The sequence below is a fragment of the Pseudomonas sp. p99-361 genome (assembly GCF_003935475.1).
In the GTDB taxonomy this organism is placed as follows: Bacteria; Pseudomonadota; Gammaproteobacteria; order Pseudomonadales; family Pseudomonadaceae; genus Aquipseudomonas; species Aquipseudomonas juntendi.
Window position 1 is genome coordinate 75,188 of sequence record NZ_RHQO01000003.1, and the last position, 26,513, is coordinate 101,700.

Genomic DNA, 26,513 nt, shown 5'->3' on the forward strand with positions numbered 1-26,513 from the left:
TGGGCCAAAAGCCCCGAGCTTGTGTAGGATGAGCAGCGCCTACCACGCCGCTGCCAGTCATAGGGAGATACACATGCGCGTGCTGTCATCCGTTGCCGCCTTGTCGCTTGGCCTGTTGATTTCGACCGGGGCATTGGCCGTTACCGGCGAAGAAGCGCAACTGATCGCGTCGATCAATGCCTACCGCAGCCAGGCTCAACCTTGCGGTGGCGAGGCATCGCTGGAACTGCCACCGCTGAACAGCGATACCCGCCTGGCGCTGTCGCCGGAGGGCACCCGCGATCTGCAGCAGGCCATGACCCGGGCGGCCTACCCTATGGTCAATGTGCAGGCCATCAGCCTGTCAGGGCCGCGCGATGCGCCTGCGGCCATGCATGCCATCGAGGAAAGTTTCTGCCAGGTGGTGCTGGACCCGCAGTTCGTCGACATTGGCGTCAGCCAGGAAGGCCGCGATTGGCGTATCGTGCTGGCCCGGCCACTGCTCAGTGGCCGCCTCGGTGACTGGCAAGCCGAAGGGCAGAAAGTGGTGGAGGAAATCAACGCGGCCCGCAAGGTGGCCCGGCAGTGTGGCGGGCAACCCTTCGCTGCCGCCCCGCCGTTAAGCTGGAACACGGTGCTGGCGGGGGCTGCCGCCAACCACACGCGGGCCATGGCCAACCAGAATTTCTTCGACCACATCGACAAGGATGGCCGCACCCCCGGCGACCGGGCGGAGCTGGCCGGCTACCTGTATCAGCAGATCGGCGAGAACATTGCTGCTGGGCGTGACACTGCGCACAAGGTGGTCGAAGGCTGGCTGGACAGCCCCGGGCACTGTGCCACGTTGATGAACCCCGAGTTCCGCGACCTGGGGGCTGCCTACGCAGTGGACCCGAAGAGCGATGCGGGCATCTACTGGACCGCACTGTTCGGCACACCACAGTGAATTCGAGCCCCCTTGCAACCCTTTCAGGCGCGCTTCAGCCCTGGTGTGTAGCTGCTCGCAGCTCGAGCGCGGTACAGCCAAACCGCGCCCGCAGGCATTTGCCCAGGTAACTGGCATCGCCCAGGCCGACTTCATCGGCAATCTGCGCCAGGCTGTGGGTGGAGTTGAGCAAGCGCCAGCGTGCTTGCTGCAGGCGCATTTCGCGCCACCAGGCCTTGGCACTCAGGCCATGACTGGCATGAAACTGCCGGTCCAGCTGGCGCCGGCTGATGCCCAACGCTGCCGCCAGTTGCTCCACCGCCAGCGGCGCCCCCAGGTGATGGCGCATCAGTGCCTGCGCCTTCTGCACCTGGCGCCCCGGCCCGCTGCCCGGCTCCAGGGAGCGCAAGGCATGGCGGCTGTCGCGGGTTTCATCCACCAGCATGTCGGCCAAGCCCTTGAGTGCCCGCGTGCGACCGCAGGCACGTGACAGCAGCGCGACAGCCAGGTCGATGGCCGCCGTGCCACCGGCGCAGGTAATACGGTTGCCATCGATGCAGTACAGTTGCTCAGGCAGTAGCTGCACATGCGGGAACGCCGCCCGGAATTCGGCTTCGTGGCGCCAGTGCACCACCACCTTGTGCCCGCGCAACAGGCCGCACGCCGCCAGCAGGAAAACACCATTGTCGACCCCGACCAATTTGACGCCCGCCTTGCTGGCGCGCTTGAGCAAAGCCTGGTAGCGCGGTGCAAGTGCGGCGGTGGCCATGGCATTGCGCCCGCCGAACAGCACCAGGTAGTCGAAACTGGCCAGCTCGAGGTCGCCGGCCACGGCCTCGACCTGCAGCACTGCACCGCTACTGGAAGGCACCGGTTCACCACCCAGCCCCGCCACCGTCCAGCTGCAATAGCGCTGCTGGCTGTAGTCCTCGTCATCGGCGCTGAAGCGCAACTTGTCGAGGAAGGCACCAAACGGCAGCAAGGCAAAATCCGGTAGCGGCAAGATCAGCAAGCGAATATCGGGATACACAGTATTCACGTCCAGAAAGTACCATCGAATGTCCGGATATTACCCTGCCAGCGCCACCATTGCGCCCTAGACTGGCGCCCTGTTCATCACATGGCGTTACCCGGCATGAACCTCGACACATGGCTCATCTACCTGCTGGCGAGCATCGGTTTGTCGCTCACCCCAGGCCCTAACAGCCTGCTGGCCTTGACCCACGGCGCCCTGTATGGGGCCCGGCGAACCCTGTTCACCACTGTCGGCGGCGTGTTCGGCTTCAGCGCGCTCATCGCCTTGGCGATGTTCGGCCTTGGTGCATTGCTGCAGGCCTCGGCGTCGGTGCTTGGCGTACTGAAATGGCTAGGGGGTGCCTACCTGGTCTGGCTAGGTGTGCAGCTGTGGCGCAGCCCAGGCCTGCAGTTGGAACTCAATGCGGGCAACGCTGGGCTGAACAACGCAGGGTTGTTTCGCCAAGGGCTGCTGTCGGCCATGGCCAACCCCAAGGTGCTGCTGTTCTACGGCGCGTTCCTGCCACAGTTCATCGACCCACAGCGCGGGCTGCTGTTGCAGTTCGTGGTCATGGCGGCCACATTCGCCAGCGTCGAGTTTCTGGTCGAATACCTGCTGGCGCGGCTGGCGTACCGCGTTCGGCCCTGGCTGAGCAAAGCAGGCAAAGGCTTCAATCGCTGCTGCGGGAGCTTGTTCGCCCTGATTGGCGTGGCCTTGCCCTTGAGCCGCTAGCCCCTGGCACAGGCAGGCCACTGCCACTGGCGTTGCAGCGCCTATCGAGCCTGGCGTGCCTGGAAAACGAAGACCAGCAGCGCCACCCCCGGCAAGGCGGCGCCCACCAATGCCACCCCTGCCCAACCAAACTGGCTGAACAGCGCACTGGCCACTGCCGAACCCAGCGCCCCGCCAAGGAAGATGCTGGTCATGTACACCGCATTCAAACGCCCACGGCTGGCCGGGTCCAGTGCATACACTTCACGCTGGCCGATCACCATGTTCATCTGCACCGCAAAATCCAGCAGCACACCCGTCAGGCCCAGGCCGATCACGCTGTAGCCGGGCACCGTCAAACCCAGCAGCAAGGCGGCCGGCGCCAGTAACAGCGCCAGTAACGACCCCGCCCGGGCATGCCCGGCATCGGCCAGGCGGCCGGCAATGGGTGCCGCAACCGCACCCACTGCGCCGACCAACGCGAACAAGGCGATCTGGCTTTGCGACAGGCCATGCCCTGCAGCCAGGGCCAGCGGCACCGCCGTCCAGTAAAGGCTGAATGCGGCGAACATCAAGGCCTGGTAGAGCGAGCGCTGGCGCAGCAGCGGGTAACGGCGCAGCAAGGTGAGCAGCGACAGCATCAGCCCTGCGTAACTGGCCTTGTGCTCGGGCCGACGCTGCGGCAGGGTTGACGCCAGCAGCAGGATGATCGCCAGCATGACCCCGGCAGCGCCGATGAATACCGCACGCCAGCCGAAGTGGTCGGCCACCAGGCTGGACAACGGCCGGGCCAGCAGGATGCCCAGCAGCAACCCACCCATGATGTTGCCCACTACCCGACCGCGCTGGTGCTCGGGCGCCAGGTGCGCCGCCAGCGGAATCAGCATCTGCACCGCCACTGAACTGAAGCCGATCAGCAGGGCGTAACCCAGGAACAACTGCCCCTGACCACTGCCACTGGTACCTGCCAACAGCAGGCTGATGCAGGCCAGAACGGCGGTGGCCACCATCAGACGACGGTTTTCCAGCAAGTCGGCCAACGGTACCAGCAACAACAGGCCCAACGCATAGCCGAGCTGGGTGAGGGAAACGATCAGGCTGGCATGTTCGGTAGACAGCCCCAGGTCCGGGGCGATCAGCCCCACGATGGGTTGGGCGTAGTAGATGTTGGCGACGATAGCGCCGCAGCAGAACGCCAGGAGTACCACCAGGGCCCGGCTCAGGCCGGCAGTGGCCGGTTGCGCTGACGCGACGGAAGGGTTCATGCGAGGTTCCTCGACAAGGTATGGGGATGACGGCCACCTTACCTGCGGGCAGCGGCGCCGAGAATTGGGCAGCTACGCAACGCGCCTTTGCGTATAGCGCAACGCTAGCGGCCAGTATTCAGCACATTTTCGCAAAACCCGATGAAAGCGCTGACCCGTCGCGAACCCCGGTGGTTGGGCAGGTACAGGGCGTTGATACAGTCGTTGGCGGTGCCAGGGTTGGCTTGCCATTCAGGGAAGAGGCGCTGCAGCCGACCGCCTTCAACATCTTCGCGTACCAGCCAGTCGGCCAGCAATGCAATACCGCTGCCTGCCAGCGCCGTTTCGCGCAACATGTCGGCGTTGGCACTGCGCAGCGGCCCGCTTACGTCCAGCTCCAGGCTTTCCTGGCCACAGGTCAGGCTCCAGGGCCGTGCTTTTTGCCCATAGCGAAAACGCAGGCAGGGGTGTTCAAGCAGCTGCCGGGGATGCAGGAGCGGCCCGCGCTCGGCCAGGTAGCCCGGGCTGGCGACCAGCCAGCGTTGGAAGCGGCCCAGTGGGCGGCACACCATTTCATCGCTGGGCGCTGGGTCACCCAGGCGGATCGACAGGTCATAACGCCCGTCGAGCAGGTCGTCGATGCGGTCGCTAAGGTCGATGTCCAGCTCCAGCGCCGGGTGGCGCGCCAGAAACGGCCCCAAGTGCGGGGCGATGACCCGCCTGCCGAACTCCACCGGCAAGCACAGGCGCAGCACACCGACCGGTTCCTCACCGCGGTCCGAGATGCTGGCATCGGCCTCGTCCAACGCCTCGAAGATGCCTCGGGCGCGCTGGTAGTAGCGCGCGCCTGCCTCGGTGAGACTGACCTGGCGCGTCGAACGATTGAGCAAGGTGGCGCCCAGCGCCGACTCAAGGGCATCGACCAGGCGCGTCACCGACGAGGTCGCCACCCCCAGCCGGCGTGCAGCCGCTGAAAAACCCTGGGCATCGACGGTGGCCACGAACATTTTCATCGCCAAAAGTTTGTCCATGTCAGGCCGTCCTCGAAAACTCGCAAAGGTCTTACAAACCGCCAGCCCGGTCAAGAAGCGTGGCGCCGAGCAAACCGGGCCATGGCGGGCGCACGCCCAACCCGCGTAAAGCCTACAACCGACCGTAGCTGGATAATAAAACCTTGGCCGCCATACCCGGTGGTTTCATGCATTTTTCCAGACACGATCTAGAATTTTAGACACATCGCGTTAAGTTCAGCCCTGCGACAATCAGCCTCACAAAATTATGTACCAACTTGTTAATTAGCAAGCTAAGGGCTTAAACTGCGCGCATTCCACCTGCTGAGATCCCTGGCATGAACGAAACACCGCGCGCCTCTGGCGCCTCTAAAATCATCCTGATTGGCCTGGGCGTGATCATCGCCCTGCTTGGCCTGCTCCTGGCTGCCGGCGGCGTCAAACTCGCCGGCCTGGGCGGTTCCTGGTACTTCCTGATCGGCGGCCTGGCCATGGCCATCGCGGGTGTGCTCATTGCCCGCCGTAAAAAAGCGGGCGCCTGGCTGTACGCGCTGTTCCTGGTTGGCACTGCCCTCTGGGCGCTGGTCGACGCCGGCCTGGTGTTCTGGCCGCTCTTCTCGCGCCTGTTCATGTTCGGTGTCATCGGCATGGTGGTAGCGCTGGTGTACCCACTGCTGGCCCGCGCCAATGGCGCCAGCGCCGGGCGCGGTGCCTACGGCGTTGCCGCGGTGATGGCCGTGGTGCTGGCGGTTGCCGCCGGCAACATGTTCGTCGCCCACCCAAGCGTGGCCCCTACTGGCAAAGGCCCGGGCATGACCGCGGTCGAGGCCGGCAAGGAACAGAAGGACTGGGCCCACTACGGTAATACCGAAGGTGGCAGCCGCTTCGCCGCGCTGGACCAGATCAACCGTGACAACGTGAACAAGCTGAAGGTGGCCTGGACCTACCACACCGGCGACGTCGCCATCAGCGACGGCAACGGTGCCGAAGACCAGCTGACACCCCTGCAGATCGGCAACAAGGTGTTCATCTGCACCCCGCACAACAACCTGATCGCGCTGGATGCCGACACCGGCAAAGAGCTGTGGAAGAACGCCATCAATGCCCAGTCCAAGGTCTGGCAGCGTTGCCGTGGCCTGGCCTATTTCGATGCCACTGCGGCCATCGCCCAGCCGACCCAGCCCAACAGCTCGCCGGTCACCGGCGGTAGCGTGCCGGCCGGCGCCAACTGCCAGCGTCGCCTGCTGACCAACACCATCGATGGCCGCCTGATTGCCGTCGATGCCGACACCGGCGAGTTCTGCCAGGGCTTCGGCAACAGCGGCCAGGTCAACCTGATGGCCGGCCTGGGCGATGTGCCAGACTCTTACTACCAGCTGTCCTCGGCACCGCTGATGGCCGGCACCACCGTGGTGGTCGGCGGCCGCGTTGCCGACAACGTCCAGACCGACATGCCAGGCGGCGTGATCCGTGGCTTCGACGTGATCACCGGGGAAATGCGCTGGGCCTTCGACCCGGGCAACCCGGAAGACCGCCAAGCCCCGCAGGGCGACAACACCTACGTGCGCAGCACCCCGAACAGCTGGGCACCGATGTCCTACGACCCGGCGATGAACACCGTATTCCTGCCGATGGGCTCGTCGTCCACCGACATCTACGGTGTTGAACGCAGCAAGCTGGACCACACCTACGGCGCTTCGGTGCTGGCCCTGGACGCCACCACCGGCAACCAGAAGTGGGTGTACCAGACCGTGCACAACGACCTCTGGGACTTCGACCTGCCGATGCAGCCGAGCCTGATCGACTTCACCAAGGACGACGGCCAGACCGTACCTGCGGTAGTGATCGGCACCAAAGCCGGGCAGATCTATGTGCTCGACCGCGCCACCGGCAAACCGCTGACCCAGGTCGACGAAGTTCCGGTCAAGCCAAGTAACATTCCAAACGAGCCGTACTCGCCAACCCAGCCCAAGTCGGTGGGCATGCCGCAGATCGGCGCGCAGACCCTGACCGAGTCGGACATGTGGGGTGCTACCCCGTATGACCAGCTGCTGTGCCGCATCGACTTCAAGAAGATGCGCTATGACGGCTTGTACACAGCGCCCGGCACCGACCTGTCGCTGAGCTTCCCGGGTTCGCTGGGCGGCATGAACTGGGGCAGCCTTTCCACCGACCCGGTGCACGGTTTCATCTTCGTCAACGACATGCGCCTGGGCCTGTGGATCCAGATGATTCCGTCGCAGAACAAAGGCAATGCAGCGTCCGGCGGCGAAGCCCTGAACACCGGCATGGGTGCAGTACCGCTCAAGGGCACCCCGTATGCGGTGAACAAGAACCGCTTCCTGTCGGTAGCCGGTATTCCATGCCAGGCGCCGCCGTTCGGCACCCTCACCGCGATCGACATGAAGACCCGTCAGGTGGCCTGGCAGGTACCGGTGGGCACCGTTGAAGACACCGGCCCGCTGGGTATCCGCATGCACCTGCCGATCAAGATCGGCCTGCCCACCCTGGGCGGCACCCTGTCGACCCAAGGCGGCCTGGTGTTCATTGCCGGCACCCAGGACTTCTACCTGCGCGCCTACAACAGCGGCAACGGTGACGAAATCTGGAAGGCGCGCCTGCCAGTGGGCAGCCAGGGCGGCCCTATGACCTACGTTTCGCCGAAAACCGGCAAGCAGTACGTGGTCGTGACAGCGGGCGGTGCGCGCCAGTCGACCGACCGTGGCGACTACGTGATCGCTTACGCCTTGCCGTAACACAGCGTCGCCCCGTTCGCGGGTGAACCCGCCGCCACAGGAGGATCACTGCCCCGGCAAATGGTGCAGCCCCTGTGGCAGCGGGTTCGCCCGCGAAGAGGCCCGAACAGACAACCCGAGACACAGCAATGCCATCCGTAATTCGCTTCAACCCCACCCTGCTGCTGGCGTTGGCCAGCAGCACTGCACTCGCCAACGACGACCTCCTCACCCGCAGCACCCTCACCGGTGACTGGGGCGGCCTGCGCCACCAGCTGGAACAGGACGGGGTGAAAATCACCGGCGACTACAGCGGTGAAACCGCCTACAACGCGCATGGCGGCCTGCACCGCTCGGCGCGTTACTCGCAGAACGTCAAGCTGGGCGTGCAGTTCGACCTGTCGAAGCTGTATGGCCTGGACAACGGCGGCAAAGTCCAGCTGACCATCAACGACCGTCGCGGCAACAGCGCGTCGGACGATCTGGTCGGCAACCGCCTGCCGATCCAGGAAAACTACGGCGGTCTGTACACCCGCCTGACCGAGCTGAGCTACGAACGCACCCTGTTCACCCCTGCGCTCAACGTCAAGCTGGGCTACATGGCCCTGGGCAACGACGTCGGCGGCCTGGACAGCGGCATCCTGTGCAATTTCATGAACGCCGGCTTCTGTGGCCACCCGCTGAACATGTCGGGGGGCAGCGGCTGGACCAACTACCCCAACGCCCACCTCGGCGTGCGCGTGAAGTACGACCTGTCGCCCGCCTGGCAACTGCGTGTGGCAGCGTTCAATGTGGACCCCGAGAGCAACGGCAATTCCAGCCGTGCCTGGCACCTGGGGCCCAAGCACACCACTGGCACCGTGGTCCCGGTGGAGCTGGTGTACAAGCTGCAGGGCGAGCTGCCGGGCGAGTACAAGCTGGGGTACTACTACGACAGCTCCGACGTGAAGCGCATCGGCAGCGACGACGAAGTGTCGGGGCGCGGCGGGCACTACCTTCTGGTCGACCAGGCGCTGTGGAACGATCAGGCTTCGCCAGGCCGCAGCCTGCACGCCTTCGGCCAGTATTCGGCGTCGAGCAAGGCCGCTTCGCCGTTTACCAAGTGGTATGGCGCCGGGGTGGTGCTGTACAAGCCGTTCGAAGGCCGCCCGAGAGATACCGTGGCACTGGGTTACGGCCGCGCCGTACCCAACCCGCGTAGCCGCGATGTGCTGGAAGATGCTGCATTCAACGCCGGCCAGCCGTTCCCCGATATCGACAGCGCCGAGCAGTTGATCGAGCTGAGCTACGGCTACCAGGCCACGCCATGGCTGAACCTGCGCCCGGATGTGCAGTACATCATCGAGCCAGGGGCGTTCACTGGCAAAGACATCGACAACGCGCTGGTGGTGGGCCTGCAGGTAAAGGCAACCTTCTGAGTCGCCGGGGGCCGCACTGCGGCCCATTCGCGGGTTAACCTGCGCCCACAAAGCCCTGGCAGTTAAACCGTCAAGCCTGCCTGAGGTGATCCACCAGCCTGAGCAGCATGGCATCGCAGCCCTGCAGCTGTTCGACACTGACGAATTCATCCGGCTTGTGCCCCTGCTCCATGCTCCCGGGCCCGCACACCACGGTGGGGATGCCCGCCTGGTCGAACAGCCCGCCTTCAGTACCAAACGCCACGGTGCCGAAATTGTCCGAACCACTGAGCAGCGCCACCAGCTGCGCAGCTTCGCTGTTCTGCGGTGTAGCCAACCCCGGATAGGCACTCAGCGGCTGCAGGCGAATGGCGCTGTCGGCGTGGACCTTGCGCATGCGCGGCAGCAACTCGGTCTCGGCATAGGCCTGTAGTTGGTCCGCCACCGCCTGCGCCTCGAACCCCGGCAAGGCACGCACCTCGAAATCGAATTCGCACTCGGCCGGCACGATGTTAAGCGCCCTGCCCCCTTTGATCACCCCGGTCTGCACCGTGGAGAACGGTGGGTCGAAACGCTCGTCGTGATGCTGCGGCAAGGCCAGCGCGTCGCCGATATCACCCAGCTTGCCGATAAGCCTGGCGGCATACTCGATGGCATTCACGCCATACGGTGCATACGCTGAATGGCAAGCAGCGCCATGCACCTGGCAGCGTATCGCCAGTTTGCCCTTGTGCCCCAACACGGGTTTGAGTTCAGTGGGCTCACCGATCAGGCACAGCCGCGGTTTGTGCCGGCGTTGTTCGAGCGCTGCGAGCATCGAGCGTACACCCAGGCAGCCGACCTCTTCGTCATATGAAAATGCCAGGTGCACCGGCATGCGTAGCGGCTGGGCGAGAAAGGCCGGTACCGCTGCCAGCACTGACGCGATGAAGCCTTTCATGTCGGCTGTGCCACGGCCATACAAGCGGCCATCGTGTTCGCTGAGGGCGAACGGTTCGGCCGTCCAGGCCTGGCCGTCTACCGGCACCACGTCGGTATGCCCGGACAGCACCACGCCGCCAACATCCTTGGGGCCGATGGTGGCAAACAGGTTAGCCTTGGTTCTCTCCGGGTTGTGGAACAGCTCGCATTCCACGCCCAACCCGGCCAGGTAATCGCGAATGAAGCCGATCAGTGCCAGGTTTGAGTCACGGCTGACCGTGGCAAAGCCGACCAGCCTGGCCAGCAGCGTGCGGCTGGCAAACTCACTCATCGCCCGGCACCCCGTAGCTTGGCGCAGAGGTCGGGTTGAGGGCGCGGGTAACGTAGTCCTGCATTTGTGGGCGGTAGGCTTGCCACAGGCCATCGAGCGCTCCGATCGGGTCGTTGTCGGCCCAGTCGACGCGCAGGTCCACCAGTGGCCAGGTCAGCTCGCCCGCAATTTTCAGCGCCGCCGAGTGCACCGGCCCCGCCTCACCGCCCGCAGCCATCGCCGCGTGCATGGCCGCCAGCAGGCGGTCGGCCAGGTGCCCACCGGCCTGTTCGAAGGCCAGCACCATCGCTTCGATCACCACGGTGGAGGACAGCAAATTGCCCGCCGCCGCGCATTGCTCGCCGGCCACGGCATGGTGTGTGCCAAGCGCCTCGCGCCCCGTGAACAAGGCCACCTGGCCGGTGCTGTCGATCACCGTCACCTGGCGGTACTCGCTCCAGCCATTGGCGCTCAACACCCGGTCCAGCGCAGCGGCGGGTGGCAACTGGCCCTGCTCCATGGCGTCGAGAATCTGCGGGCCCAGCGCCGGCAGGGTGATGTTCTGGGTAGCGACCGCGCCCACGCCGGCACGCACCCACGGGCAACGGGCCCCTACGGCGATGCTCGATGAACTGATGGCGATACCGACCTGGCCGGTTTCCTGGCAGCGACCAATGATGGAGAAGGTCATGGCATGGTTCCTGTGTGCTGTGCAATGCAGGCCATTCTGGGTGGAACCTTCGGGCAGGCGAAACCACCTTTTTCCGAGGGGCTAGGCAGGAAAAAACTAGGGTCTGAGGCCCTGTGGGAGCGGGCGAGCCCGCGAACCAGGCGACGCAGTGGCTGGCACCGCCTTTGCCGGTGTTCGCGGGCATGCCCGCTCCCACAGCGAGTGCGCGAGCTTTCAGCGTTTCAACACGACAGTTGCGTTCACAAGATCCGGGCCTTCGCCGTTTTATCGGCAAGCCCCAGCTAAATACTATTTTCGCCATTTGCGCAGCATCCCTAGTCTGGCCGCAGGCAACGGCGGTCCCCGAACCGACCTGACAAAAACCGCCTGAACAAGGGCTCGGACATGACACTGAACAACTTAGAAATCGACACCCTCGTGGTCGGCGCCGGCCAGGCTGGCGTGGCCATGAGCGAACACCTGAGCAAGCTGGGCGTGCCGCACCTGGTGCTGGAGCGCAACCGCATTGCCGAGGCCTGGCGCAGCGGCCGCTGGGATTCGCTGGTGGCCAATGGGCCGGCCTGGCACGACCGCTTCCCAGGGCTGGAATTCAACCTCGATGCCGACGCCTTCGCCGGCAAGGACCAGGTGGCCGACTACTTCGAGCAGTACGTACGCAAGTTCAACCTGCCGGTGCGCACCGGCATCGAAGTGAAGAAAGTACAGCGCAACAGCGACCGCCCTGGCTTCACCATCGAAACCAATGAAGGCGTGATCCGCGCCAACCGCGTGGTGGCGGCGACCGGCCCGTTCCAGAAGCCGGTGATACCGGCGATCGCGCCAAAAGACGCCAACCTGCACCAGATCCACTCGGCCGCCTACTTCAACCCCGAACAACTGCCCGAAGGGGCAGTGCTGGTGGTGGGTGCAGGCTCGTCCGGCGTGCAGATCGCCGAAGAGCTGATGCGTGCCGGCCGCCAGGTGTACCTGTCGGTCGGCGCTCATGATCGCCCGCCACGGGCTTACCGCAACCGCGACTTCTGCTGGTGGCTTGGCGTATTGGGTGAATGGGACGCAGAGATTGCCAAGCCTGGCCGCGAGCACGTGACCATTGCCGTGAGCGGCGCCCGTGGGGGCCATACGGTCGACTTCCGTGCCCTCGCCCACCAGGGCATGACCCTGGTTGGCCTGACCCGGTCGTTCGAAAACGGCGTGGCGCACTTCCAGGACAACCTGGTCGAGAACATCACGCGGGGCGATGAGAACTACCTGGCCTTGCTGGACGCCGCCGATGCCTATGTGGAGCGCAACGGCCTCGACCTGCCGCAAGAGCCTGAAGCGCGCCGGCGCCTGGCCGACCCGGCCTGCATGCTCGACCCACTGCAGCAGCTGGACCTGGCCAAGGCCGGTGTCCGCAGCATCATCTGGGCCACCGGCTACGGCGTGGACTTCAGTTGGCTACAGGTGGACACCTTCGACGCCAATGGCAAGCCCCAGCATCAGCGCGGTGTCGCTCGCGAACCAGGTGTGTATTTCCTTGGCCTGCCGTGGCTGTCGCGCCGTGGCTCGTCGTTCATCTGGGGCGTATGGCACGACGCCAAACACGTCGCCGGCCACATTGCCACGCAACGCACCTACAGCGCCTACCGCGACCGCGACCAGCGCGCGGCCGACCGGCAGCAACCTGCCGCATTCAGCAACGTCAGCACCCTCGGAGCCCACTGATGCCTACCCATACCCGTATCCGCATGTTCAACACCAAGGCCACCTACCCCAACCAGACCCTGGACAACGACCTGTGCCAGGCGGTGCGGGCCGGTAACACCATTTATGTGCGTGGCCAGGTCGGCACCGATTTCGAAGGCAGGCTGGTGGGCCTGGGTGACCCGCGGGCGCAGGCCGAACAGGCGATGAAGAACGTCAAGCAACTGCTCGAAGAAGCCGGCTCGGACCTGTCGCATATCGTCAAGACCACCACCTACATCACCGACCCACGTTTCCGCGAGCCGGTGTACAAGGAAGTGGGCAAATGGCTCAAGGGCGTGTTCCCGATTTCCACCGGCCTGGTAGTGGCCGGCCTGGCCCAGGCCGAATGGCTGATGGAGATCGACGTGATCGCCGTGGTGCCGGACCAGGCGTGACCGGCAATTGCCAGGCGCTTGCCCTGTAGGATCGGCCTTGTGTCGCGATGGGGCGCGAAGCGGCCCCGGTTTTTTTGCGGCGAAGCTGAAGTTGCGGCGATGCTGAAAATTTAGGGCCGCTTCGCGCCCCATCGCGACACAAGGCCGCTCCTACAGGCGACCGTGCAAGGCTTAGAAGCCGACCGTGGCAGACAGCAGATAGGTGCGTGGGGTCGACAGGGTCAAGCCCGGCTCGCTGTCATCCGAGGCCCCTGCCGAGCTCCAGTAGCGGTCATCCAGCACGTTCTCGACACTGGCACGCAATGTGACCTCGGTCTCATCCACCTTGAACGCGTAGCGCGCCCCCAGGTCATAGCGCTCCCAGCCATCGATCTTCTTGCTGTTGTTCTGGTCCAGGTACTGCGAGCTGGAGTGGATACCGCGTGCCGTCAGGGTCAAGCCTTTGACCCCCGGCACGTCCCACTCGCCCCCCAGGTTCACGTTGTACTCCGGCGTGGCCGGGGCGCGGTTGCCGTCGTAGGCGCCATCGACCGTGTCGGTCAGCTCGCTGTCGATGTACATCACCCCACCCAGTACCCGCACACCCTGCACAGGCTCACCGAACACACTCAGCTCGATGCCGCGGTTGTCACGCTTGCCATTGGGGCCGAACACCCGCGAAGCCGGGTTGGTTTCGTAGGCCGGCTGGCGAATGCGGAACGCGCTGGCGGTGAAGGCCACCTGGCCAAAGTCATACTTGGCCCCGACCTCGACCTGGCGGCTGGTGAATGGCGGAAATATCTGGTCTTCGTTGACCGAGGTCGACGGGGCGATCTTGCCTTGGCTCAGGCCTTCCATGTAATTGGCGTACAGCGACAACTGCTCGGTGACCTTGAGCAGCACCCCGCCAGAGGGCGAGACCTTTTCTTCGTCATAGGCGGTGTCGCCTTTGACGCCATCACTCCAGTCATCCACTTGCACCCGCTGCCAGCGCGCGCCCAGGGTCAGCAGAAGGCGGTCGTCGAAAAAGCCCAGGGTGTCGGCCAGGGCCACGCCGGAGAAGCGGTTTTCCGTGTAGACCTTCGAATCGAAGCGGGTGGGTGTGCCCGGCGTGGGTGTGGCCACCGGGTGGTAGAGGTTGCTGGGTGCGGCGGCATAACGGGCGCCGCCGTTGGTGAAGTCCATGTAGTAATAGCTGGCGGCCAGGTTCAGTTCGTGGCTGACCGGCCCGGTCTGCAGCCACTTGCGCAGGCCAGCCATGGCGGTACGCACAGATTCATCGCGGGTAAAGTCGCGGGGCTGCACACTGAAATTGCCGGCGTCATTGATGACCGACACGTTGTGGCGCAGGAAGTCATGGTTGCTCTTGCGCGCGCCGACCGCACCGTAGGCCAGCAGCGAATCACTGATATCGTATTCGGCATTCAGTGCGCCAAAGGTGTCATTGGTGCGCGCCTTGCTCCAGGCCTGGGCATAGTTGTGGCGCACGTCATCGGCATCCGGCACCTTGGCGTTGGCGCCGATCAGCACACGCTCCTGCGGCGCATCGGTATCGCGCTCGGTGTGGCCCAGGTCGGCCGAGAGGCGCAGGCGCTCGCCGCGGAAATCCAGGCCCAGCACCGCCATCTGGCGATCGACAGCCTGGTGGTCCCAGGCAGTATCGCCGGCTTGCTTGACGCCGTTGAAGCGCACACCGAACTGGTCACCTTCGCCGAAGCGCCGGCCGATATCCACGGCCCCCCCCACTTGGCTGTCGGAGGCATAGCTGCCGGTGAACGTGGTAATCGGCTTGTCGCCAGCGCGCTTGGGTTGCACGTTGATGCCACCGCCTACGCTGCCCCGGGGCGATATGCCGTTGAGCAACTGGCTGGGGCCTTTGATGATGTCGACCCGCTCGGCCATTTCCATGTCGATCGAATAGGTCGGCAAGATCCCGTACAGGCCGTTGTAGGCGACATCACTATTGAACAGGCTGAGGCCGCGAATGGTGAATTGTTCGAAGCGCCCGCCGGCGGGGTTGGTGGCGCGTACCGAGGGGTCGCTGGCAATCAGCTCGCCCAGGGTGCGGGCCTGCTGGTTCTTGACCACCTCGCTGGTGTAACTGGTGATGCTGAAGGGGGTTTCCATGAAGTCCCGCGAGCCGAGCAGGCCTTGTGCGCCCTGGCGTGCCACCTGGCCGCCAGCATAGGGCTGCGATTGGCCAGGGGCGACCAGCCCGCCGACGATACTGGTAGGGGCGATTTCCAGGGCGCTACCGGCCTGGGGGGCCGGCACCAGGGTGAAGGCCCCTTCACCCACCGGGAGCCATTGCAGGCCGCTGCCACGCAGCAATTGGGCAAACCCTTCGTCAACACTGTAGGCGCCAGACAGGCCAGCGCTCTGCCGGCCTTGCACCAGTGCCGGGTCCAGCGAAAGGCTGACGCCCGCCTGGTCGGCGAAGCGGGTCAACGCGGCCCCCAGGCTGGCGGGCGCTACTTGGTATGTGCGGCGCACGGGCTCATCGGCCCAGGCCGGTGAACACAGCAACAGGCTCATGGCGAACAACGGATGCGCGGCGCGCGCCAGTGGGCGCAGGCGGCAAGACTTTACTGCTGGCATTGAACAAGGCTCCCCTTTATTTTCTCCTACCGGTAATGACCGGCGAGTGAAAAAAAGGGGACAACCTCATGCACGATTTTCTCGCGCAGACAAACTGACCCAGTAACGGGTGCGTGACTGCACCTGCAACGGCAGGCTTGCAGCCAGCAAGGCCAGCACCCGGTCGGTGTCGTCAAGGCGGAAGGTGCCGGTGACGCGCAGCCGCTCCAGCGCGGGCGCCCAGCGCAGCACCCCGGGGCGGTAGCGACGCAGCTCGTGCAACAGTTCGCCCAGCGGCCGGTCGTCCAGCCGCAGCACCCCTTCGCGCCAGCCCAGCCGCCAAGGGTCCAGCCCGCTGACCGCGCCGACGCCAGTTGCCTGCAAGCTGGCCTGCTGCCCTGCCAGCAGCGTGCGTGCCAGGCCATGGGCTGGCTGGAGCTGGGCCATGCCGTTGAGCACCGACACCCGGCAGGCGTCGCCCAACAGGCGCAAGCACACCTCGGCATCGCCCAGCAGCACCTGGCCCTCGGGCACGTGCAAGGTCAGTTGCAGATGCGCGGGCACCTTTACCGCAACCTCCCCGCGCAGCAAGGTCAGGCGCCGTGCACCCAGGTCGAGATCGACCGCGCTGTCGGTGTTCAACTGCAGGAAGGTCCCGTCGCTCAACAGCACCTGGCGCTGCTCCCCCACCGCGGTACGCAGGTCGGCAGCCCAGGCTTCCAGGGGCAGCTCACGGCTTGCCAGCCACGCCGCCGGCAGCACCGCCGCCACGCCCAGGGCGCGCTTGAGCAGCGCCCGTCGGCCGGCATCCGGGCGGTCCAGCGTGGCCACTGCCAACGCCCCTGGCAGCCCGGAGAAGCGCGCGCGCAACAAGGCTGCCTTGTGCCACGCCTGCTCATGCAGGCTGCTGCTGGCGCGCCATTGCGCGAGCCGCTGCAGGTCCTTGTCGCTGGCGGCGCCGGAATCCAGCAGTGCCAGCCAACGGGCAGCGGCACGCACGGCCTCGCGGGTTTCGGCGCTAGGTTGGGTCATTGCAGATCGGCCAACAGGCAATGCTCGTAAGCCTGCGCCATGTAACGTTTGACCGAGCGCTCGCACACACCCAGCCGCTTGCCGATTTCGGCATAGCCCAGGCCTTCCAGCTGGCTCCAGAGAAACGCCCTGCGCACCGGCGGCTTCAGGCCGTCGAGCAGTTCATCCAGTGCTTGCAGGGTTTCCAGCACGATCCAGCGCTGCTCGGGCGACGGTACATGCTGTTCAGGCAACTGCGCCAAGGCATCCATGTAGGCCTGCTCCAGGCTGCGGCGCTGGTGGAAGTTGCTGAGCAGGCGCTTGCCTACGGTAAGCAGGTAGGCGCGTGGCTCGCGGATGTCTGCCAGCGGCTGAGCACTGGCCAGCACCCGCAGGAACGTATCCTGGCTGAGGTCGGCGGCATCCCAGGCATTGCCCATGCGCCGGCGCAGCCAGCTTTCCAGCCAGCTGCGATGCTCCCGGTACAGGGCAGGCAGGCTAGGCTCTTGTGGCGGCGCGGCGTCGATCATGGGAGGGCCCTGCGGCGGCGTAAATAGGATTAATTCTAATTTACATCGCGCCGCAGTTCCAAGTGCTTTGTTGCCGGTCAGGCGATGGCAGCGTCCACCAGCACCTGCGCTTCCTGCACCAGGCGCTGCAGGTGGGCCTCGTCGATGAAGCTTTCGGCGTAGATCTTGTAGATGTCTTCGGTGCCTGACGGGCGTGCGGCGAACCAACCGTTGGCAGTCATCACCTTCAGCCCGCCAATCGCCTGGCCATTACCCGGGGCGTGGCTGAGAATCTGCACGATCGGCTCACCGGCCAGCTCGGTGGACTTCACCTGCTCCGGTGCCAGCTTGCTCAGCAACGCCTTCTGCCGCGCATCGGCCTTGGCCTCGACGCGGGTGGCATAGGGTTTGCCCAGTGCCTCGGTCAGGTCGGCATAGGCCTGGCTCGGGTTGCGCCCGGTGCGGGCGGTCATCTCGGCAGCCAGCAGCGCGGGGATCAGGCCGTCCTTGTCGGTGGCCCACACCGAGCCATCGCGGCGCAGGAACGATGCCCCTGCACTTTCTTCGCCCCCAAAACCGAGTGTGCCGTCGAACAGGCCTTGGGCAAAGAACTTGAAGCCCACCGGCACTTCATACAGCTCGCGGCCCAGGCGCTGGGTAACCCGATCGATCAGGCCGCTGGACACCACGGTCTTGCCCACGGCGGCATCGCTGCGCCATTGCGGGCGATGGCGGTACAGGTAATCGATGGCCACGGCCAGGTAGTTGTTCGGCTGCAGCAGGCCATCGGCCGTGACGATGCCATGGCGATCGTGGTCCGGGTCGCAGGCGAACGCCACGTCGAAGCGGTCGCGCAGGCCGATCAGGCCCTGCATCGCATACGGCGAGGATGGGTCCATGCGGATCTGGCCATCCCAGTCGACGGTCATGAAGCGGAAGGTCGGGTCGACTTCGGTATTCACCACTTCCAGGTCGAGTTGGTAATGCTTGGCGATCGCCGACCAGTAACGCACCCCTGCCCCACCCAGGGGGTCTACGCCCAAGCGCAGCTTGGCAGCACGGATGACGTCGAAGTCGATGACGTTTTCCAAGTCGGCCACATAGTGGCTGACGTAGTCATGGCGCTGGGTGGTGGCCGCCTGCAGGGCCCGGGCATGGTCCATGCGCTTGACGCCGGCCAGGTTGGCCGCCAGCAAGTCGTTGGCCTTGGCTTCGATCCACTTGGTCACATCGCTGTCGGCCGGGCCGCCATTGGGCGGGTTGTACTTGAAGCCACCGCTTTGCGGCGGGTTGTGCGACGGGGTGATGACGATGCCGTCGGCCAGGCCCTGGGTACGGCCACGGTTATGGCAGAGGATGGCGTGCGACACGGCCGGGGTTGGCGTGTATTCGTCATCCTTGGACAGCATGACCTGCACGCCGTTGGCGGCCAGCACTTCCAGGGCGCTGGCGGCGGCAGGGGCCGACAGGGCGTGAGTGTCGGCGCCGATGAACAGCGGGCCATCGATGCCTTTTTCCTGGCGGTACAGGCAGATCGCCTGGGTGATGGCCAGGACGTGGTACTCGTTGAAACTCAATTCAAGCGAAGTGCCGCGGTGCCCCGAGGTGCCGAAGGCCACCCGCTGGGCCGCCACGGCGGCGTCTGGGCGGCCGGTGTAGTAGGCGGTGAGCAGCCGGGGAATATCGACCAGCACGCTGGCTGGTGCCGGCTTGCCTGCCAAAGGACTGAGCTTCATGCAAAAACCTCGAGTTCAACAGATGTTGGTGTTGGAACGTGCAGTGTACTGAGAGTTGCAAGGGTGTGCGATGGGCGCCAGCAAACAACACCGGCGTTGCCGCCGGCCACCCTGCCGCTGCCGGCCTGAAGCGCCAGGTGACCTGCCACCGGGTTGGCCACGACAGGCTAGAGTGATAGCCATATCGACCGAGAAAGAGGCCCCATGGCTTTCCACCGCCTGACCCGTACACACCCCCGCCTGAGCATCGCCGCCGTGGTCGGCCTGCTGGGCGGCTGGCTGATACCCGCTGGCGACAGCGTGCAGCATATCCTCGCTGGCTGGAACCTGGGGGTCTGGCTGTATCTGCTGCTGGTGCTGTACCTGAGCTGCAGCGCCAACCCGGAGAAAGTCCGCCAGGTGGCCCGCATCGAAGATGAAAATGCCGGCCTGGTGCTGCTGACGGTGTGCATTGCCGCCATCGCCAGCCTGGCCGCAGTGACGCTGCAACTGGTGTCCAGCCGCGGCCTGCAGGGCAGCGCCCAGGCCCTGCATTACCTGTACACCGGCCTGACGGTGGCGGGGTCCTGGTTGATGATCGGTTGCATCTTCAGCCTGCACTATGCGCGGTTGTTCTACACCGGGCGGCAGCATGAACCCCCCCTGCGATTTGCCGATGGCGAACGCAACCCCGACTACTGGGACTTCCACTACTTCTCGTTCACCATCAGCGTGGCCGTGCAGACCTCCGACGTGGGAGTGGCCGGGCGTGGCTTGCGCCGGGTAGTGCTGGCGCATTCATTGGTGGGGTTCGTGTTCAACACGGCAATCCTGGGGTTCACCATCAACATCGCGGCCGGTTTGCTGGGTTGAGCACGCCGTTCGTCTGAAAGCCAGGGGCCAGGGCCGACAGTGCAACCCACATAAAAGGTGCGCCGGGGCGTGCATCCAGCAGGCGAAAACGTTTGCCCCGAGGGCTTTGGCATTGCACCGGCGGGGCCACAGGTGTGACCGTGGTCATGCAACAGTACATTTGTCATGTTCGCCGCTGAGAATCGCGCATTGCAGGTGCTATGTTTACTTACCCGGCGGCCGCATCGATGTGGCCACCCGCCCACTACGTCCAGGCACGGACCAGGAGGCTGGCATGAACAAGATGACGTTCCCCAACGCCTGCCAGGTGATGCGCTGGCATTTCCACCCGCTGGGCTTCGAGGCCAGCATGGATGCGCCACGCAGCATGGTCGCGCGGTTATTCGACCGGGCCACCGGAGAAACCGTGCTGGCGATTGCCGGCATCCCGTGTGCGGCAATCATGGCCGCCGCCGATGTCGAACGCATCATCGAGGCCGTCGAGGCCGAGATGGATGCCTTCGCCCCCGCCTTTACCTTGCGCGACGCCGGTTAACCGGCAGACTTGGCCCCCGGGCCCATCGCTTGCAGCTTGCTCAGAAATTGCTCGGCCGGTACGGGTTGCCCCAACAGGTAGCCCTGCAGCGAGTCACAGCCCAGGCGGGTCAGAAACGCCTGCTGCCGGTCAGTTTCTACCCCTTCGGCGACGATTCGCAGCCCCAGTGCCTGGCCTAGCGCGACAATGGCCGACACGATCGCGGCGTCATCGCTGTCCTGTTCCAGTTCGCGCACGAAGCCCCGGTCGATCTTCAGTTCGTTGGCGGGCAGGCGCTTGAGGTACATCAGGCTGGAATAACCGGTACCGAAATCATCAATCGACAGGTCCACGCCCATGTCGGACAAGCGCTGCAGCACTGTGAGGCTGGCATCGGCGTCATGCATGGCGGTGGTTTCGGTAATTTCCAGGGTCAGGCAGTTGGCTGGCAGGCCATTGTGCTGCAAGGCCTGGGCCACGCTGTCGACCAACCCGCAATGGCTGAACTGGATAGCCGACAGGTTGACCGCCATGCGCCACTGATGATGGCCTTGGTCCAGCCAGAGACGCATCTGCCGGCAGGCTTCGTTGAGCACCCATTCGCCAATCGGGATGATCAGGCCGGTTTTTTCTGCCAGCGCGATGAAGCGGTCAGGCATCAGCAACCCCTGCTGCGGGTGCTCCCAGCGCAACAAGGCTTCGGCACCGATGGGCTGGCAAGCCTGGGCGTCGAACTTGGGCTGGTAGTGCAAGCGGAACTGGCGCTGCGCCACGGCCTGGCGCAAGTCCTGCAGCAGCTGCAACTGCTGGCGGGCGTTGCTGTTCATCGACACGTCGAAGAACCTGTAGCCATTCTTGCCGGCGCTCTTGGCGTGGTACATGGCCGCGTCGGCATTGCGCAGCAGCTCGTGCTGGTCCTGGCCATTGCCCGGGTAAAGGACGATACCCAGGCTGGCCGACAACTGCAGGTCGTGCTCGGCCACCCGGAATGGCCGTGACACCAGGTTGACCTGCTTGACCGCCACGTCCATGGCATCGTCGGGTTCCTGCAACTGCACCAGCAGCACGAACTCATCGCCACCGATCCGTGCCAGGGTGTCCTGGCTGTGCAGGTGGCCGCGCAGGCGGGCGGCCACGGCCTTGAGCAGCAGGTCGCCAATGTGGTGGCCAAACGCATCGTTGACCGGTTTGAAACCGTCCAGGTCGATGAACATCAGGGCAAAACAGCCGCCCTGCTCCGCCACCCTGGCAATCGCCTGCTCGATGCGGTCGGCCAGCAAGGTGCGGTTGGGCAGGTCTGTCAGGGTGTCGTGCAGGGCCAGCTGGGTCAGTTCCTGGTTGGCCAAGGTCAGCGAACGGGCCAGCTCTGCGGTGCGCAGGTGCAGGCGCGCGTCCAGCACCGAGGTCAACAAGGCTACCGCCAACACTGACAGGGTGGTGATGAGCACCAGGTAGACCAGGCCATCGCCTTGCAGGCCACCGCCCGCCAGCGCCCCGCAGAAGCTGCCATCCGGGAAGTTCGCCGCTGCCATGCCGGTGTAGTGCATGCCCACGATGGCCAAGCCCATGACCACTGCTGCCAGGCCGCGAATCTGCCGCACATAGGGTGTGTGCGCACGCAGGCGGAAGGCGATCCACAATGCCGCCGCCGAGGCACCGACAGCAATCAGCAGCGAGGCGCCGAACAGTGTCGGGTCATAATCGATGCCTGGCAGCATGCGCATCGCCGCCATGCCGGTGTAGTGCATGCAGGCAATGCCTGCACCCATGGTCAGCGCGCCAAACGCCAATTGTAGACCTGGCAGGCTTGGCTGGCTGACCAGCCACAAGGCAAAGCCCGATGAAAGCACGGCGATCAACAGCGAGAACGCGGTCAGGCCCAGGTCATACCCCAGGTCGATGGGCAGGCTGAAGGCGAGCATGCCCACAAAGTGCATGGACCAGACGCCCATCCCCATGGCCAGTGCGCCACCGAACATCCACAAGTGGGCAGCCCGGCCTTTGGCCGTGGCGATGCGGCCGGCCAGGTCAAGGGCGGTATAGGACGCCAGGATCGCCACGCACAGCGAAATCAACACCAGCGAAGAGGAGTAGCTACCGGTCAGCATGGGGGTTTCCAGCACTGGGACGGGAGTCCCGGAAAAAGCTGACGATTGTACTCAAGCTTTGGCGAAACGCACGGGGTTTTTGCGAATGGGAATGGATCCAAAAAAGCCTGTGGCGGGTTTGCCAACGGAGCCGGTGCCGCGGCGGATCGCACCGGCTTTGCGGGTGTATGCGGCTAACCTTGCAAGGCCCGCGGGCGGTGGCTGCGTTTCTCGGCTTGCGGCGCCGTGGCCGCCTGCAGATGGAAGTCGAAGGCCAGCTCGGCAAAGCGCCCACCCTGCACGCCACGGTCATGCGCTGCCGCGGCGTCCTCGACAAAGTGCAGCTCGCCGATCAACCCGTCGCGGGTGGCATAGGCGAAGTCATCCCACAGATACCGGTCGCCGGCAAAATTGATCTGGGTGGTCAGGTGCCGGTGCCCAGGTGCCGAAATGAAGAAGTGCACGTGCGCCGGGCGCTGGCCGTGACGACCGAGCTGGTCCAGGCACTCCTGGGTAGGCCCCTGTGGGTCGCAGCCGTAGCCAGACGGCACGATCGAGCGCGCCCGGTAGCGGCCCTCGGCATCGGTGACGATGCGGCGGCGCAGGTTGTACGCGGACTGGCTCGAATCGAAGTACGAGTACGTGCCTTGGGTGTTGGCGTGCCACAGGTCGATGGTCGCGCCCGCCAACGGTCGGCCGTCGGCAGCAAAGACCTGGCCGTGCAGGAACATCACCACCCCGGGGTCGGTGCCGTCATCCATGCGCGCCTGCCCTTCTGCCAGCGGGGCACCGGCAACGTAAAGCGGCCCTTCGTTGGTGCGCGGGGTGCCCCCGCCCAGGCCGGCCTCGGCATCCTTGGCATCCTGCAGCAAGTCGAGGAAGTGCTCGATGCCCAGGCCGGCGGCCAACAGCCCTGCCTCGTTACGGCCGCCCAGGCGGTTGAGGTAGTCGATGGCGTCAGCCCGATGGTGCAGCGTTGCCTGGCCTTGCTGGCACGGCAGGCTGGCTGAGCCCCACTGCGTGCAGCCCGCCCCCGTATACCCATCGGTATATGGATGTTCCCGTTGATCTGTTTCATGCTCGGCCACGCGAATCGCGAAACGCCCGGGCAACAAACACTTCAACAAAGATCTTCGGGAGTCGAACATGGCGGGACGTCTAAACGGCAAGGTAGCGCTGATCACGGGTGGCGCGGGTGGCTGCGGGCTGGCCGCCTCGCAACTGTTCGCGGCAGAGGGGGCGCGGGTCGGCATTGTCGACCTGCCCGGCAGCGACGGCGCAGCGGTTGCGCGACGACTGCGCGAAGCCGGCCACCAAGCGGTTTTCGCCGCAGCCGATGTGTCGGACGCACAGCAGGTCAAGGCCGCTGTCGCCACCGTGGAGGCAGCCTTCGGCCACATCACCGTATTGATGAACCACGCCGGCATCCTTTCGGCTGTCCCCTTCCTCGACACCAGCGAAGAAGAATGGGACCGGATCATGGCCGTGAACGTGAAAAGCATGTTCCTGGTCACCCGTGCGGTGCTGCCGGGCATGCTCGCAGCCGGCGGCGGCAGCATCGTGTGTACCTCCTCCATATCGGCCGTGGTCGGCACGCCAATGGAAGTCCTGTATTGCACCAGCAAGGGCGCCACCCATATGTTCGCCCGGGCCATTGCCGTGGAGTTCCGTGACCGCGGTATCCGCGCCAATGCCATTTGCCCGGGTTTCATTGCCACAGCCCACGGCCTGCGGGAAATCGACATGCTGCGCAAGCACGGTGTGGACGTCAGCGAACAGGCCATCGCGGCCGCCCAAGGGCGCCTGTGCCAACCCGCCGAGGTGGCCAGCGCCGCCTTGTTTCTGGCCAGTGACGACGCCAGTTTCGTCAACGGCGCGCACCTGTTCGCGGACAACGGCTACACCGCGGTCTGACCTCAAGCACGCCAAGCAGGAGAATGACGTGAGCACTTCCTCCAACAACATGCACATCAACGAATTCGGCCTGGACCACGCGCACTGGCGCAACTGGGCCGGTAACCAGTCCTGCATTCGCGCGGCACGCGGGGCGCCGGCCAGCGAAGACGAACTGTGCACGCTGGTCAACCAGGCCAGCCGCAACGGCATGAACGTTCGGGTGGCCGGTTCCGGGCATTCGTTCACCCCGGTAGCGCTGACCAATGGCCTGCACCTGACGCTGGCCAACATGAGCGGCGTACGCCATGTCGACCACGCCAGAAAGCGCGTCACCGCCGCTGCCGGCACCACCATCAATGCCTTCGGCAAGGCCCTGCGGGCGGCTGGCCTGTCGATGGTCAACCAGGGCGACATCGACAGCCAGTCGATTGCCGGGGCACTCACCACCGGTACTCACGGCACAGGCCTTACCCTGGGCAACCTGGCCTCTTCGATAGTGGGCATGAAGCTGGTGCAACCCAACGGCGAAATTCTCGTCGTCGACGAAAGCACCCCTGACCTGCTGCAGGCGGGCCGCGTTTCCCTCGGTGTGCTGGGCATCGTCAGCGAACTGACCTTGCAGGTGACCGACAGCTTCAACCTGCACGAGCGCATTTGGCGCGAAGACTTCGAGAGCGTGATGGACAGGCACGACGAACTGGCGCGCAAGCATCGCCATTTCAGTTTCTTCTGGTGCCCCACCGAGCAGAGCCGGCACTGCTATTGCCTGCCCGACACCGCGGCCACCAGTAGCAGCGGGCGCACCACCGACGTGTGCGAAGTCAAGGTCATGGACATTACGGATCGCCCCGCCTGGGAAAGCGAATTCGAGAAGGTCGCGTACAGCTCGGATGTGTACCCGATCGAGTACCTGCCCAATTTCCATGAACTGGAGTATGCCGTGCCGCTGCGCCACAGCAAGGAAGCCCTGCGGGCAGTGCGCAAGCTGATGCTGGAAGACTTCCTGCAAGCCATCTACCCCATCGAGTACCGGTTCACGGCAGGTGACGGCGCCTGGATGAGCCCGTTCTTCGAACAGGACAGCGTGACCATTTCGGTATCCGGCGAGCCGGGCACCGATTACTGGGACTACTTGCGCGCGGTGGACCAGATCCTGCGGTCGTATGGCGCCCGGCCGCATTGGGGCAAGTTGCATTTCCTGACGGGCGAGGATGTAAGCGCCATCTACCCGCGTGCCGAGGACTTCCGCAAGCTGCGCCGGCAGCTGGACCCGCAGGGCACCTACCTGAGCGAACATCTCAGCCCGCTGTTCAAATAAGCACCCCGCTCCTGGCGCACCTGGCAACGTGCCGGGGCGGGCTTGCACCGCGTACGGGCCGCGCAGCGGCCCACTGCCGGCAACGCGCGGTGCTATGCCTTGGCCAGATAATCGATGAACAGGCGAAACAGTTCGGCGTTGGTGGAAATGTCCAGCCGCTGGTAGATGTTGTGCTTGTGCACCTTCACCGTCCCCTCCGAGATATTCAACTGCCGGGCAATCGAGGCGTTGCTGTGCCCTTGCAGCAACAGCTTGGCGATCAAACGCTGGGTCTCGGTCAACTGCCCCTGCAGGATTTCCACGAAGGCATCCTCCAGCACGGCGCCTTCCGGCGAAGCCCGCAGGCACTCGGCAAAACGCAGCCGACAGTGCTGGCCGAACAGCGCGGCCAGCAATGGCGCCAGGTCCGCCAGCAGCGCCATTTCCGCCGCGCTGAAGTCCCCACTGCGCTGATGGCGCATCAGCGAATAGACCATGGCCACCTGGGGCTGCAGCGGCATGATGAACCCCACCTCTTCCACTGCCGTGCCGTAGCCGGAGGCCACGCAAGGGTGGATATCACGGGAGATGGCGAAACCTGAAGAGAAGAAGCAGTCGGGCGCCAGTTCACTCATGCGCCACAGCCCGGCTGGGTGCTCGTTGACGCAGGCCACATAAAACGGGTCCAGCAAGTAACCGCCGCGCACATAGGCGTTCAGGGTGCGCTCGCTGACGCTGTGGTTGTAGCCGTTATGCACCAGCACGGCCGGCTGGTTGAACTGGAACAGGTACGCGCAGCTCATGTCGAACGCCAGCTTGTCGCCTATCACCTTGTCCAGCGCCGGCCCGAAGTGTTCGCTACCGATCGCTTCGATCAGCGCAGCCAGCCCGTTCGCTTCGTCTTTTGTCATTGTTCACCACGCTCTCATGCACCAAAACCTCATGACCTTACCGCCTTGGCCAGCCAAAAGCACAAAATCCGGGGCGCCCTGGACGC

General features: G+C 64.9%; 21 protein-coding genes and 1 pseudogene. 10 read left to right on the top strand and 12 right to left on the bottom strand.

What is annotated here, in order from left to right; genetic code table 11:
- The first annotated feature begins 73 nt into the window (after positions 1–73).
- Entirely contained in the window at positions 74–925 is an 852-nt protein-coding gene (locus EGJ22_RS02510; protein WP_047149650.1) for a CAP domain-containing protein, read from the top strand.
- Positions 926–959: 34 nt separating this feature from the next.
- Here the strand turns inward: EGJ22_RS02510 and EGJ22_RS02515 are convergent, their stop codons facing one another.
- On the bottom strand, positions 960–1,934 hold the full coding sequence (locus EGJ22_RS02515) for a GlxA family transcriptional regulator (protein WP_029887073.1): 975 nt from the start codon (positions 1,932–1,934) through the stop codon (positions 960–962).
- Between the two features lie 105 nt (positions 1,935–2,039).
- Between EGJ22_RS02515 and EGJ22_RS02520 the strand changes: the two genes are divergently transcribed.
- Complete coding sequence (locus tag EGJ22_RS02520) at positions 2,040–2,651, top strand: LysE family translocator (RefSeq protein WP_029887072.1); 612 nt, start codon at positions 2,040–2,042, stop codon at positions 2,649–2,651.
- A gap of 41 nt (positions 2,652–2,692) precedes the next feature.
- Here EGJ22_RS02520 and EGJ22_RS02525 read toward each other — a convergent pair whose 3' ends face one another.
- Both EGJ22_RS02525 and EGJ22_RS02530 read right to left on the bottom strand, forming a co-directional pair.
- On the bottom strand, positions 2,693–3,895 hold the full coding sequence (locus tag EGJ22_RS02525) for an MFS transporter (protein ID WP_029887071.1): 1,203 nt from the start codon (positions 3,893–3,895) through the stop codon (positions 2,693–2,695).
- Positions 3,896–3,999: 104 nt separating this feature from the next.
- Entirely contained in the window at positions 4,000–4,905 is a 906-nt protein-coding gene (locus EGJ22_RS02530) for a LysR family transcriptional regulator (RefSeq protein ID WP_029887070.1), read from the bottom strand.
- Positions 4,906–5,222: 317 nt separating this feature from the next.
- Here EGJ22_RS02530 and EGJ22_RS02535 point away from each other — a divergent pair, with 317 nt between their 5' ends.
- Together EGJ22_RS02535 and EGJ22_RS02540 are read left to right on the top strand one after the other, a co-directional pair.
- The gene (locus tag EGJ22_RS02535; RefSeq protein WP_029887069.1) at positions 5,223–7,640 is read left to right on the top strand and encodes a glucose/quinate/shikimate family membrane-bound PQQ-dependent dehydrogenase; all 2,418 of its coding nucleotides are present in this window, start codon (positions 5,223–5,225) and stop codon (positions 7,638–7,640) included.
- Positions 7,641–7,768: 128 nt separating this feature from the next.
- Positions 7,769–9,037 carry a carbohydrate porin gene (locus EGJ22_RS02540; protein WP_064314592.1) on the top strand — a complete coding sequence of 423 codons (1,269 nt, stop codon included), beginning with the start codon at positions 7,769–7,771 and terminating at the stop codon, positions 9,035–9,037.
- Positions 9,038–9,107: 70 nt separating this feature from the next.
- On the opposite strand, the gene argE is transcribed toward EGJ22_RS02540, so the two are convergent.
- Complete coding sequence (gene argE, locus EGJ22_RS02545; RefSeq protein WP_029887067.1) at positions 9,108–10,268, bottom strand: acetylornithine deacetylase; 1,161 nt, start codon at positions 10,266–10,268, stop codon at positions 9,108–9,110.
- Positions 10,261–10,938, bottom strand: coding sequence for a DUF1028 domain-containing protein (locus EGJ22_RS02550; RefSeq protein ID WP_029887066.1), 678 nt, complete (start codon positions 10,936–10,938; stop codon positions 10,261–10,263). Before EGJ22_RS02550 ends, argE begins: the two co-directional genes overlap by 8 nt.
- A 384-nt stretch (positions 10,939–11,322) precedes the next feature.
- Here EGJ22_RS02550 and EGJ22_RS02560 point away from each other — a divergent pair, with 384 nt between their 5' ends.
- Complete coding sequence (locus EGJ22_RS02560) at positions 11,323–12,642, top strand: NAD(P)/FAD-dependent oxidoreductase (RefSeq protein WP_029887065.1); 1,320 nt, start codon at positions 11,323–11,325, stop codon at positions 12,640–12,642.
- A complete protein-coding gene (locus EGJ22_RS02565) occupies positions 12,642–13,058 on the top strand; it encodes a RidA family protein (protein ID WP_029887064.1) in 417 nt (138 codons plus the stop codon). The genes EGJ22_RS02560 and EGJ22_RS02565 overlap by 1 nt, the downstream gene beginning before the upstream one ends.
- Before the next feature lie 171 nt (positions 13,059–13,229).
- Here EGJ22_RS02565 and EGJ22_RS02570 read toward each other — a convergent pair whose 3' ends face one another.
- The 4 genes from EGJ22_RS02570 to pgm form a co-directional block, all read right to left on the bottom strand.
- Entirely contained in the window at positions 13,230–15,635 is a 2,406-nt protein-coding gene (locus EGJ22_RS02570; protein ID WP_029887063.1) for a TonB-dependent receptor, read from the bottom strand.
- A 66-nt stretch (positions 15,636–15,701) separates the two neighbouring features.
- Entirely contained in the window at positions 15,702–16,646 is a 945-nt protein-coding gene (locus EGJ22_RS02575) for a FecR domain-containing protein (protein ID WP_029887062.1), read from the bottom strand.
- Positions 16,643–17,155 (bottom strand): sigma-70 family RNA polymerase sigma factor, encoded by a 513-nt coding sequence (locus tag EGJ22_RS02580; RefSeq protein ID WP_009686523.1) that lies wholly within the window; start codon positions 17,153–17,155, stop codon positions 16,643–16,645. The genes EGJ22_RS02575 and EGJ22_RS02580 overlap by 4 nt, the downstream gene beginning before the upstream one ends.
- Positions 17,156–17,232: 77 nt before the next feature.
- Positions 17,233–18,870, bottom strand: coding sequence for a phosphoglucomutase (alpha-D-glucose-1,6-bisphosphate-dependent) (gene pgm / locus EGJ22_RS02585; protein ID WP_029887061.1), 1,638 nt, complete (start codon positions 18,868–18,870; stop codon positions 17,233–17,235).
- A gap of 204 nt (positions 18,871–19,074) precedes the next feature.
- On the opposite strand from pgm, the gene EGJ22_RS02590 reads away from it, so the two are divergent.
- Positions 19,075–19,722: a DUF1345 domain-containing protein gene (locus tag EGJ22_RS02590; protein WP_009686521.1), complete on the top strand. Its 648-nt coding sequence runs from the start codon at positions 19,075–19,077 to the stop codon at positions 19,720–19,722.
- A 274-nt stretch (positions 19,723–19,996) separates the two neighbouring features.
- Positions 19,997–20,257 (top strand): DUF1652 domain-containing protein, encoded by a 261-nt coding sequence (locus EGJ22_RS02595; RefSeq protein WP_009686520.1) that lies wholly within the window; start codon positions 19,997–19,999, stop codon positions 20,255–20,257.
- Here EGJ22_RS02595 and EGJ22_RS02600 read toward each other — a convergent pair.
- The gene (locus EGJ22_RS02600) at positions 20,254–22,344 is read right to left on the bottom strand and encodes a bifunctional diguanylate cyclase/phosphodiesterase (protein WP_029887060.1); all 2,091 of its coding nucleotides are present in this window, start codon (positions 22,342–22,344) and stop codon (positions 20,254–20,256) included. The genes EGJ22_RS02595 and EGJ22_RS02600 overlap by 4 nt on opposite strands.
- A gap of 173 nt (positions 22,345–22,517) precedes the next feature.
- Positions 22,518–23,279 (bottom strand): annotated as a pseudogene (gene catA / locus EGJ22_RS02605) (catechol 1,2-dioxygenase); the annotation flags it as partial.
- Positions 23,280–23,469: 190 nt separating this feature from the next.
- Between catA and EGJ22_RS02610 the strand changes: the two are divergent.
- Positions 23,470–24,237 carry an SDR family NAD(P)-dependent oxidoreductase gene (locus EGJ22_RS02610; protein WP_029887058.1) on the top strand — a complete coding sequence of 256 codons (768 nt, stop codon included), beginning with the start codon at positions 23,470–23,472 and terminating at the stop codon, positions 24,235–24,237.
- Between the two features lie 28 nt (positions 24,238–24,265).
- On the top strand, positions 24,266–25,537 hold the full coding sequence (locus EGJ22_RS02615; RefSeq protein ID WP_029887057.1) for a D-arabinono-1,4-lactone oxidase: 1,272 nt from the start codon (positions 24,266–24,268) through the stop codon (positions 25,535–25,537).
- Positions 25,538–25,629: 92 nt separating this feature from the next.
- Here EGJ22_RS02615 and EGJ22_RS02620 read toward each other — a convergent pair whose 3' ends face one another.
- Positions 25,630–26,427, bottom strand: coding sequence for a helix-turn-helix transcriptional regulator (locus EGJ22_RS02620; protein WP_009686510.1), 798 nt, complete (start codon positions 26,425–26,427; stop codon positions 25,630–25,632).
- Positions 26,428–26,513 lie beyond the last annotated feature (86 nt).

Excerpts from the sequence above, each read along its gene's own strand:
- EGJ22_RS02510 (WP_047149650.1), top strand. The coding sequence starts at position 74 with ATGCGCGTGCTGTCATCCGTTGCCGCCTTGTCGCTTGGCCTGTTGATT.
- EGJ22_RS02520 (WP_029887072.1), top strand. The coding sequence starts at position 2,040 with ATGAACCTCGACACATGGCTCATCTACCTGCTGGCGAGCATCGGTTTG.
- EGJ22_RS02525 (WP_029887071.1), bottom strand. The coding sequence starts at position 3,895 with ATGAACCCTTCCGTCGCGTCAGCGCAACCGGCCACTGCCGGCCTGAGC.
- EGJ22_RS02530 (WP_029887070.1), bottom strand. The coding sequence starts at position 4,905 with ATGGACAAACTTTTGGCGATGAAAATGTTCGTGGCCACCGTCGATGCC.
- EGJ22_RS02535 (WP_029887069.1), top strand. The coding sequence starts at position 5,223 with ATGAACGAAACACCGCGCGCCTCTGGCGCCTCTAAAATCATCCTGATT.
- EGJ22_RS02540 (WP_064314592.1), top strand. The coding sequence starts at position 7,769 with ATGCCATCCGTAATTCGCTTCAACCCCACCCTGCTGCTGGCGTTGGCC.
- argE (WP_029887067.1), bottom strand. The coding sequence starts at position 10,268 with ATGAGTGAGTTTGCCAGCCGCACGCTGCTGGCCAGGCTGGTCGGCTTT.
- EGJ22_RS02550 (WP_029887066.1), bottom strand. The coding sequence starts at position 10,938 with ATGACCTTCTCCATCATTGGTCGCTGCCAGGAAACCGGCCAGGTCGGT.
- EGJ22_RS02560 (WP_029887065.1), top strand. The coding sequence starts at position 11,323 with ATGACACTGAACAACTTAGAAATCGACACCCTCGTGGTCGGCGCCGGC.
- EGJ22_RS02565 (WP_029887064.1), top strand. The coding sequence starts at position 12,642 with ATGCCTACCCATACCCGTATCCGCATGTTCAACACCAAGGCCACCTAC.
- EGJ22_RS02570 (WP_029887063.1), bottom strand. The coding sequence starts at position 15,635 with ATGCCAGCAGTAAAGTCTTGCCGCCTGCGCCCACTGGCGCGCGCCGCG.
- EGJ22_RS02575 (WP_029887062.1), bottom strand. The coding sequence starts at position 16,646 with ATGACCCAACCTAGCGCCGAAACCCGCGAGGCCGTGCGTGCCGCTGCC.
- EGJ22_RS02580 (WP_009686523.1), bottom strand. The coding sequence starts at position 17,155 with ATGATCGACGCCGCGCCGCCACAAGAGCCTAGCCTGCCTGCCCTGTAC.
- pgm (WP_029887061.1), bottom strand. The coding sequence starts at position 18,870 with ATGAAGCTCAGTCCTTTGGCAGGCAAGCCGGCACCAGCCAGCGTGCTG.
- EGJ22_RS02590 (WP_009686521.1), top strand. The coding sequence starts at position 19,075 with ATGGCTTTCCACCGCCTGACCCGTACACACCCCCGCCTGAGCATCGCC.
- EGJ22_RS02595 (WP_009686520.1), top strand. The coding sequence starts at position 19,997 with ATGAACAAGATGACGTTCCCCAACGCCTGCCAGGTGATGCGCTGGCAT.
- EGJ22_RS02600 (WP_029887060.1), bottom strand. The coding sequence starts at position 22,344 with ATGCTGACCGGTAGCTACTCCTCTTCGCTGGTGTTGATTTCGCTGTGC.
- EGJ22_RS02610 (WP_029887058.1), top strand. The coding sequence starts at position 23,470 with ATGGCGGGACGTCTAAACGGCAAGGTAGCGCTGATCACGGGTGGCGCG.
- EGJ22_RS02620 (WP_009686510.1), bottom strand. The coding sequence starts at position 26,427 with ATGACAAAAGACGAAGCGAACGGGCTGGCTGCGCTGATCGAAGCGATC.